At 69.6% G+C, this 8,778-nt stretch carries 8 protein-coding genes; 5 read left to right on the top strand and 3 right to left on the bottom strand.

The genetic code is table 11. From position 1 onward, the window contains the following. Window position 1: 1 nt before the first annotated feature. Complete coding sequence (locus ACTHN1_RS12915; protein ID WP_440471344.1) at window positions 2–523, top strand: N-acetyltransferase family protein; 522 nt, start codon at window positions 2–4, stop codon at window positions 521–523. A 9-nt stretch (window positions 524–532) separates the two neighbouring features. Here ACTHN1_RS12915 and ACTHN1_RS12920 read toward each other — a convergent pair whose 3' ends face one another. The 3 genes from ACTHN1_RS12920 to ACTHN1_RS12930 are packed head-to-tail and all read right to left on the bottom strand — an operon-like array spanning window position 533 to window position 3,266. Continuing rightward, on the bottom strand, window positions 533–1,687 hold the full coding sequence (locus ACTHN1_RS12920; RefSeq protein WP_440471345.1) for a metallophosphoesterase: 1,155 nt from the start codon (window positions 1,685–1,687) through the stop codon (window positions 533–535). Window positions 1,688–1,728: 41 nt separating this feature from the next. Next, a complete protein-coding gene (locus tag ACTHN1_RS12925) occupies window positions 1,729–2,730 on the bottom strand; it encodes a FecR family protein (protein WP_440471346.1) in 1,002 nt (333 codons plus the stop codon). After that, the gene (locus ACTHN1_RS12930; RefSeq protein WP_440471347.1) at window positions 2,727–3,266 is read right to left on the bottom strand and encodes an RNA polymerase sigma factor; all 540 of its coding nucleotides are present in this window, start codon (window positions 3,264–3,266) and stop codon (window positions 2,727–2,729) included. Before ACTHN1_RS12930 ends, ACTHN1_RS12925 begins: the two co-directional genes overlap by 4 nt. Window positions 3,267–3,475: 209 nt before the next feature. Here ACTHN1_RS12930 and ACTHN1_RS12935 point away from each other — a divergent pair, with 209 nt between their 5' ends. From ACTHN1_RS12935 to ruvC, 4 genes are all read left to right on the top strand, one after another. Beyond that, window positions 3,476–6,526 (top strand): TonB-dependent receptor domain-containing protein, encoded by a 3,051-nt coding sequence (locus tag ACTHN1_RS12935; RefSeq protein ID WP_440471348.1) that lies wholly within the window; start codon window positions 3,476–3,478, stop codon window positions 6,524–6,526. A 75-nt stretch (window positions 6,527–6,601) separates the two neighbouring features. After that, window positions 6,602–7,324 (top strand): esterase/lipase family protein, encoded by a 723-nt coding sequence (locus ACTHN1_RS12940; protein ID WP_440471349.1) that lies wholly within the window; start codon window positions 6,602–6,604, stop codon window positions 7,322–7,324. A gap of 38 nt (window positions 7,325–7,362) precedes the next feature. Then, on the top strand, window positions 7,363–8,082 hold the full coding sequence (locus ACTHN1_RS12945; RefSeq protein WP_440471350.1) for a YebC/PmpR family DNA-binding transcriptional regulator: 720 nt from the start codon (window positions 7,363–7,365) through the stop codon (window positions 8,080–8,082). Between the two features lie 132 nt (window positions 8,083–8,214). Then, complete coding sequence (ruvC, locus tag ACTHN1_RS12950) at window positions 8,215–8,736, top strand: crossover junction endodeoxyribonuclease RuvC (protein ID WP_440471351.1); 522 nt, start codon at window positions 8,215–8,217, stop codon at window positions 8,734–8,736. Window positions 8,737–8,778 lie beyond the last annotated feature (42 nt).

Here is an 8,778-nt window from a genome sequence, read left to right on the forward strand (position 1 = left end):
CGTGCGCATCCGCCGCGCCACCCCGGCCGATGCCGAGCTGCTTTCGGGACTGGCCGCGCGCACGTTCACCGAAACCTTCGGCCATCTGTATCCGGCCGAGGATCTGCAGGCGTTCCTCGCGGACGCCTACGCGGTGGACAAGCAACGGATCATCCTGGCCCATCCCGATTACGCGGTGTGGCTGCTGGAAGCCGATGGCGTGGCGGTGGGCCACGCCGCGGCCGGCCCCTGCGGGCTGCCGCATCCGCAGGTCGCCGCCGGCGATGGCGAACTGAAGCGGTTGTACGTGCTCGCCAGCCACCAGAACGGCGGCTGGGGCGCGCGCCTGTGCGACACCGCCCTGGCCTGGCTGGAACGCGACGGCCCGCGCACGCTGTGGATCGGCGTGTGGTCGCAGAATCACGGCGCCCAGCGCTTCTATGGCCGCTACGGCTTCGAGAAAGTGGGCGACTACGAATTTCCGGTCGGCCGCGTGCGCGACCACGAGTTCATCCTGCGGCGGAGTGCCGCCAGCGGCGCCTGATCCGGTTCGTCAGCGGTCGTCGTCCGCCGGGGCCACGACCTGCGCACGCAGCGGCAGGCGTCTGCCGTCGAGGGTTCCGCGGCTGAGTTTCCCGTTCTCGATGAACAGCAGTTCGCCGGATTCGCCCCGCTTGATACTGCTGTCGATCGCGATCACGCGGCCATCGTGATAGCTGCCGACTTCGTCCATCGAGGTATGGCCGACCACGATCCGCTTCACCCCCAGGCGCTGGACGAGCGACACGACTTCCGGTGTGGTCAGGCGTCCGTCGAAGTAGCCGCGATACCAGATGGGGCTGGTCTTGCCGCTGTACAGCCGTGACAGCAACGGATCCTGTTTCAGCTGCTCCTTGGGCGTGCCCAGCGAGGCCTGGTAGGCGGCGTTGATGGCCGCGTCGTCCATGTCCAGATCGAAGTGCCCGGGCTCGATGCCGCCATGCACGAACAGGGTGTCGCCAATCCGCGCCATCACCGGTTGCCGGCGCAGCCAGCCCCCGATCACGCTGTCGCGCCCGTACAGATCCGGATACGGGCGCGCCAGCAGCTCCGCCACCCGCAGGTATTTGGGGTTGACGTAGCGCAGATCGTTGTAGAGCACCATGGTCTCGTGGTTGCCGAGCAGGAAGCGCACGCCGCCCCCGGCCTTGCCCGCCTGCTGCTGCAACTGGTGCAACAGCCAGAACGTCTCGGTGACGCGCGGGCCGCGATCGAAGACGTCGCCGTCCACCACCAGCACGCCATCGCCATAGCGCCAGCGCAGCTTGCGGTCGATCACCCCGTTGGCCCGCAGCAGGCGCACCAGCAGGTCGTACTGGCCATGGATGTCGGAGACCGCGACCAGGCGTGCCGGCGCGGCGGGCGGAACGGGCGCCTGGGCATCCGGCGCGGGCACGCGGATCGCCTGCGGATAGCCGCACACGGCGGGCACCGTGACCGGCCAACGGCGAGCCGGCAGTTCACGTCGGACGACCCGTCCGTCGCATACCCATTCGGCATGAAGCGTCCCTGCGTCCCGGCGCAGGTAGGGACCATCGTCCAGCGGCGTGACGACGGCGTTCGCGCCATCGCCATTTGCGCGGGGAGCAGGCTGCTGCGCCGCCACCGGCATGGCGCAGAGCACCGACAGCAGCAGCGTGCTCCAGCGGGTGAGGAGGGAACCGGGCATGCGGGTCTCGTGGATGGACGGAAGAGGTGAACGCGGAGGCATCACGGCGCGGCGGTCAACTCGAAAGCACCGGCGTCGTCGGTGCGCACGGAGACGCCATAGACCGAACGCAGCGCTTCGACGAAGCCGCTGGGGTCGTCGCTGCGGAACACGCCCGACACCCGCAGCGCGCCCACCTCGGCATCGGTGGCGCGCAGCCGGCGGCCGCCGTAGCGGTTGAACTCCTCGATGGCGATCGCCAGCGGCTGGTCCTCGAATACCAGCCGGCCACTGATCCAGCCCGGCGCATCGGCCGCGTTGAACGCCTCCACCCGCAGCGGCGCGCCGGTCCTGACCTGGGTGCGCTGGCCCGGCGCGAGCGTGCCCAGCACCCGGGCGGCGCCGTCGCGCCCGCTCGACTGCAACTGCACCTTGCCCTCGAACAGGGCCACGTCGGTGGCGCGCGGGCGGCGATACACCTCGAACTGGGTGCCGATCGCCCGCACGCTTCCCTCCGGGGTGTCCACGTGCAGCGGCCGGGCCGGATCCCGGGCGACCCGGAAGAACGCGCGTCCGCGATCGAGCGTGATCCAGCGCTCGCGTTCGGTATATCGGACCCGCAGGCGGGTATCGGTATCCAGGTCGACGCGGGTGCCGTCCGCCAGCGCGACGCTGCGTCGTTCGCCGACGGCGCTGGCATACAGCACGTCCGGCGCCGGCACCGGCGCCAGCAGTTTCCAGCCCGCGACCACCGCCAGCGCGACCGCCGCGCCGCCGGCCAGCCAGCGCAACGCGCGCGCCGGCGCACGGGAACGCGGGTAGGCCCGTCGCTGCGGCAGGCGGCGCGTGATCTCCGCCGACGGCGCGAAGTCGCCCAGCGCCGACCACAGCCGCTCGAAGCGCTCGTAGGCGTCGCGATGGCGTGGATCGCTGTCCAGCCACGCCCGCCAGCGCAGGCGATCGCCTTCGCTGACGTCGTCGGCGCGCAGGTGCGCGAACCAGGCGGCCGCCTGCGCGCGGATGGGATCGCCACCCTCGATGACTTCCAGCATGTTCTCCTTCATGGCGACTCCCACCGCGTCTGGAAATGCAGCAGGGCGCGCATCATCTGTTTTTCCACCGCGCTCACGCTGATGCCCAGTTGCCGGGCGATGGCGCTGTAGGTGAGGCCTTCGTAGCGTTGCAGCAGGAACACCTGCTGGCAGCGCGGCGGCAGTTCGTCCAGCACCTTCAGGAAGCCGCGCAGCCGCTCCCTGTCCTGGTAGACGCGCTCGCCGCAGATTGCCTCAGTGGGCCAGCCTTCGGCGTGCTCGTCGAGGGGGACATGCAATCCGCTGTGGCGGGTGCGATCGCGGCGGAAGCGATCCCGCAGCAGGTTGCCGGCGATGGTCAGCAGATAGGCTTCGACGTTGCCGACGGTCGCGGCCTGCGGGTCGCGCATCATCCGCACCAGCGTTTCCTGCGCCAGATCCTCGGCGTCCTCGATCGAATCCAGGTGGCGGCGGAAGTACCGGATCAGCAACGGCCGGTAATGCTGCGCCAGCGAGGCGGCGTCGCGGGCGTCGTCGGGTTCGGCGTGCGGAGGGGGCGGGGCGTTCATTCGCGGGCGGCGGCGGGCGGATTTGGCCATGCGAGCTTGCGACAACGCGCGCGGATGCGCCAGATGAGGAATCCGCGCGGCGCTGCGTCTGCAATGGGAACAGGGATGGTCATGCCGGTCAGGGACGACTTCATACGAGCCTGGGGGAAGCAGTCAGAATGAGCCGCAACATGCATGCAGCACGGCCGGGGGTATTCCGGCGCAGCACCTTGTCCGTCGCGTTGGGCACCCTGCTGGGGGCGGGTTTCGCGATGGCGACGCCGGCCGCGCAAGCGCAGACGGAAACACGCACCTACGCGATCGCCGCGCAACCCCTGGGCGGCGCGCTCAACCGGCTGGCCGAGGCCGCGGATCTGCAGATCCTGGTGCCGCCCGGGCTGGTCAAGGACAAGACCGCGCCGGCGTTGAACGGGCGCTACACGGTTGCGCAGGCCCTGCAGGCGCTGCTGGCCGGCAGCGGGCTGGGCTATCGCACGACCTCCGGTGGCGTCATCACCATCGTGGCCGCGCCCGCTTCCGCGCCACCGCCGCCGCCGCGCAAGCCGGCGCCGAAAGCCTCGTCCGCGGCCCCAGCGGAACAGGCCGGGCCGACCGAGCTGGCCTCGGTGCAGGTCACCGGTTCGCGCATCAAGCGCGCCGAAGTCGAGGGCCCCTCGCCGGTCACGGTGATCAGCGCCGAGCAGATCGAGAATGAAGGCCACGCCACCGTTTTCGAGGCGCTGGAAACGCTGGTGATGGCCAGCGGCGCGGTGGAGACCGAACTGTCCGGCGGCTTCTCCGCGAACGCGCATCCGCTGAACCTGCGCGGCCTGGGCCCCGGCCGTTCGCTGTTGCTGATCGACGGCAGGCGCGCGGCGGACTACCCGTTTCCCTACGAGGGACGCAGCAACTTCCAGAACTTCGGCAACATCCCGTCCGGCGCGGTCGATCGGATTGAAGTGCTGGCCGGCGGCGCATCGGCCATCTACGGCGCCGACGCGGTGTCGGGCGTGGTCAACGTGGTGCTCAAGCGCAACTACGACGGCGATCAGGTGAAGCTGCGCGCCGGCACCAGCACGATGGGCGGCCGCGACCGCGTGGATCTGCAATGGACCGGCGGCAAGACCGGCGAGCGCTGGGGCGTCACCTATGCGTTCCAGTACTACAACCAGGAACTGCTGTACGGCTTCCAGCGCGATTCCTGGGATCTGCGCGCGAATCCGGCCGCCGATCCGCGCCTGGGCGTCCAGCCCGACGCGGGCCTGCGCATCCGCCTGGGCGGCACCAGCAGCAGCAACCGCCTGGCCGCGCCGCCGCCGGGCACCTGCGAGCGCTGGAACGGCGAGTTCGTCAACTGGACCTACCGGCGCATCAGCGGCGGCAACGTGCAGGCGCTGGGCAACGGCTGCGGCACCTGGAACGACGCGCGCTACCAGCACCTGAGCAAGGGCAAGAACGAAGCCGCCGCTTATGTGTTCGGCACCTGGGACTTCAACGAGAACCTGCAGGGCTGGGCATCGGTGCAGGCGTGGTGGTCGAAGGCCGAGTCGCTGGGCGGGTTCGAGAGCATCACCGGACCGCACACCGACGGCGTCGGCCGGCGCGGTGATTTCTACGATCCGCAGTTCGCCAACACCATCGCGCCCAATCGCCTGCTGACCCCGATGGAAGTGGGCGGCGTGAAGAACATGAACCAGCACTATCGCGAGCGTTCGCTGGATCTGGCCGCCGGCCTGCGCGGCCGGCTGGGGGATCGCTTCGACTGGGACGTCACCGTGAGCCGCGCGGACTACTACTTCGAGCGCAACCGCCGGCGCATGATCGGCAACAAGGTCAACGAGTTCTTCTTCGGTCCGCAGATCGGCACGCGCCCCAACGGCACGCCCATCCATCGGCTCAACCTGGAGCGCTGGTACCGGCCGATGACGCCGGCCGAGTACGCCGCCATTTCCACCACCGCCCACTACGAGGCGGAGTCGTGGGTGAACACCGCTTCATTCGTGCTGTCCGGCGATCTGTTCGAATTGCCGGCCGGCCCGCTGGGCATGGCGGTGGTGGTGGAAGCGAGCCACCAGGGCTACGAGCTGGACAGCGATCCGCGCGTGCAGCCCGGCGTGGTGCAGCTCTACAACCTGACCGGCACCAACGGCGGCGGCGAGCGTGATCGCTACGCGGCCGGACTGGAGTTCAGCATTCCGCTGACCTCGACCCTGAAGGCCAGTCTGGCCGGCCGCTTCGACAAATACGACGACATCACCGCCGTCGATGACGCCAAGACCTGGAACGCGGGGCTCGAATGGCGGCCCACCGATCGCCTGCTGATCCGCGGCGCCTACGCCACCAGCTTCAAGGCGCCGGACATGCATTGGGTCTTCAGCGAGGGCAGCGGCAGCTTCGGCAACCAGACCGATCCCTGGCGCTGCATCGCGGCCGGCGCCAATCCAGGCTGTTCCGGCTACAGCTATTCGATGTTCAGCATCACCGAGGGCGATCCCAATCTGGAGGAGGAGACCGGCAAATCGTGGAGCGCCGGTTTCGTCTGGGACGTCATCGACGGACTGTCGATGAACGTGGACTACTGGAACATCGAACTGGAAGGCGCCATCGAACGCCTGTCGACTTCGCGCATCCTGGCCGACGAGGCGGGATGCCGCACCGGCCGCCGCCTGGACGGCGCGCCGTTCAAGTACGGTCCGGATTCGGGTTACTGCCAGCAGGTGACCGCGCTGGTGACCCGCCGCCCCGAGGAAGGCGAGCCCATCGGCCGGATCACGGAAGTGCGATCGGCGCCGGTCAACCAGTCCTACCGGCGCGTGGCCGGCATCGATGCCGGCCTGAGCTGGCGGTTGGAGACCGAGCGCCTGGGCCGCTACAACTTCCGCCTCGACTGGTCGCACACCCTGGCTTCCGAACAGCAGGTGTACGCCACCGAGGCGGTGGAGAAGGACTGGCGTGACGATTCGGACAATCTGGACTTCCGCAGCCGGGTCCGCACCGGCGTCGACTGGCGCGCGGGAGACTGGACCGCGAGCCTGTTCGGCACCCGCTACGGCAGCCTGCCGCGGGCGAACGGTGGCGGCCGCATCGGTCCGCATTTCCTCTGGAACGCGAACATCGGCAAGCGCATCACCGAGCGCGCGACCATCAAGCTGTACGTCAACAACCTGTTCAACAGCCTGCATCCGCGCGATCCCAGCAACAACAGCTTTCCGTATTTCTACGACGCCTACAGCCCGGTGGGCCGGGAGATCGCGGCGCAGCTGGACTACCGCTTCGACTGAACCGGCCATGGCCGCCGCCGGATGCTTTTCCGCATCCGGTTGGTGGCGGCGACGGGGATCGGACAGACTGGCCGCATGTCCGCCCCATCGACTCCAGGTCCCCGCGTCCTCATTCTGCATGGCATCTGGAACGCCCGATCCTGGGTGGCGCCGCTGGCCTGGCGGCTGCGCGCGGAGGGGTTCGACGCCGAGGTGTTCGGTTATGACAGCGTGTTCGGGGGCCCCGAGGCCGCCATCCCGCGCCTGATCGACCATTTGCAGGCCAGTGATGGCCCCATCGGCCTGGTCGGCCACAGCCTGGGCGGGGTGATCGCCCTGGAAACCCTGCGCCGGCAACCGGACCTGCCGGTGTCGCGGGTGGTCTGCCTGGGTTCTCCGCTGCGCGGCAGCCTCACCGCGCGCAATCTCGCCCGCCATCCCTGGAGCGCGCACGCGCTGGGCCGCAGTGGCCCGCTGCTGCTGTCCGGCTGCGCGGAATGGCGGGGAACGGCGCAGGTGGGCATGGTCGCCGGCAATGTCGCGCGCGGCTTCGGCCGCCTGCTGGCCCGTTTCGAGGGAGATTCGGACGGCACCGTGTCGGTGGAGGAAACCCGGCTGCCCGGTCTGAGCGATCACTGCATCGTCGCCGCCAGCCACACCGGCCTGGTGTTCTCCGCCGAAGCCGCGCATCAGGCCGCCAATTTCCTGCGCCATGGACGCTTCACCCATCCACAGGCCCGTGAAACCGGCGCCGCGACCGGCGCCGGAACGAACCGTGGAACCCCCGCCAGTAACGGCCGGACCGGCGCGATGGAGTAGAATCGCCGCCCCGTCAGCAGCCTTGTTCCGGAAGACCCATGGGTAGAGGACCCTCGATCGAAGCCCGCAAGAACGCCAGCGACGCCAAGCGCGGCAAGATCTTCACCAAGATCATCCGTGAAATCGGTGTGGCCGCGAGGGCGGGCGGGGGCGATCCCAACAACAATCCGCGCCTGCGGGTGGCGATGGACAAGGGCCTGGCCGCCAACATGTCCAAGGACGTGATCGAGCGCGCGGTCAAGAAAGCCACCGGTGAACTGGAAGGCGTGGTCTACGAGGAAGTGCGCTACGAGGGCTACGCGCCCGGCGGCGTCGCGGTGATCGTCGACTGCCTGACCGACAACCGCGTGCGCACCGTGGCCGACGTGCGCCACGCCTTCTCCAAGTTCGGCGGCAACCTCGGCACCGAGGGCTCGGTCGCCTTCATGTTCCACAAGACCGGCGTACTGTCCTACGCCGCCGGCGCCGACGAGGACAGAGTCACCGAGGCGGCGATCGAGGCCGGCGCCGACGACGTGGTCGTGTACCCCGAGGACGGCGCGATCGACGTGCTGACCTCGCCCGAGGCCTTCGCCGACGTGCGCCAGGCGATGGAAGCCGCGGGCCTCGCGCCGGACCTCGCCGAGGTGACCATGCGCGCCGACAACGACGCCGAAGTCTCCGGCGAGACCGCCGAGCAGGTCGCCAGGCTGCTGCGCTGGCTGGAGGACATGGACGACGTGCAGAACGTCTATTCCAACGCCAGCGGGCTGGGCTGAGCGGATCCGTCACGACACCCGCCGGCATCCGCCGGTCCCGCTGTTGTCATTCCGCGCGGAAGCGAGGACTCTGGTTTCCATGGCCAACAGGCACGCGTTCCGCGCCCGCACGGGCGCTAGGTGTCGCCGCGCATGATCCGGGTGCTCGGCATCGATCCTGGTTCGCAGCGCACCGGCGTCGGCGTGATCGACGTCGCCGACGACGGCCGTTGCCGCTTCGTCCACGCGCAGGCGCTGGTGCTGCTGCAGGCGGACAGCTTCGCCGAACGCCTGGGCCTGCTGTGCGAGGGGCTGGAGGCGCTGCTGGATGCGTGGCGGCCGCAGGAGGTCGCGATCGAGACGGTGTTCATGGACAAGTCGGCGACCTCCGCGCTCAAGCTCGGCCACGCCCGCGGCGCCGCGCTGGCGACGGTGGTGCGCCGGCGCTTGCCGGTCAGCGAATACGCGCCGCGGGTGATCAAGCAATCGCTGGTCGGCCGGGGCGCGGCCGACAAGCCGCAGGTGCAGCACATGGTGCGGCTGCTGCTCAACCTGCCGGACGCGAAGCTGCAGGCGGACGCGGCCGACGCGCTCGCGGTCGCCTTGACCCACGCCCACATGAGCGCCACCGCGCGGCGCACCGGCGCCAGCGTCGCGGCATTGCGGAGGAGATGACGTGATCGGTCGCCTGAAGGGCATCCTGGTGCACAAGCAGCC

The organism is Pseudoxanthomonas sp. (assembly GCF_051953815.1).
Taxonomy (GTDB): Bacteria; Pseudomonadota; Gammaproteobacteria; order Xanthomonadales; family Xanthomonadaceae; genus Pseudoxanthomonas_A.

What these genes read in the sequence shown, in the direction of transcription:
- ACTHN1_RS12945 (WP_440471350.1), top strand. Translation starts at nt 7,363, where the DNA reads ATGGGTAGAGGACCCTCGATCGAAGCCCGCAAGAACGCCAGCGACGCC.
- ACTHN1_RS12940 (WP_440471349.1), top strand. Translation starts at nt 6,602, where the DNA reads ATGTCCGCCCCATCGACTCCAGGTCCCCGCGTCCTCATTCTGCATGGC.
- ACTHN1_RS12925 (WP_440471346.1), bottom strand. Translation starts at nt 2,730, where the DNA reads ATGAAGGAGAACATGCTGGAAGTCATCGAGGGTGGCGATCCCATCCGC.
- ACTHN1_RS12930 (WP_440471347.1), bottom strand. Translation starts at nt 3,266, where the DNA reads ATGAACGCCCCGCCCCCTCCGCACGCCGAACCCGACGACGCCCGCGAC.
- ruvC (WP_440471351.1), top strand. Translation starts at nt 8,215, where the DNA reads ATGATCCGGGTGCTCGGCATCGATCCTGGTTCGCAGCGCACCGGCGTC.
- ACTHN1_RS12920 (WP_440471345.1), bottom strand. Translation starts at nt 1,687, where the DNA reads ATGCCCGGTTCCCTCCTCACCCGCTGGAGCACGCTGCTGCTGTCGGTG.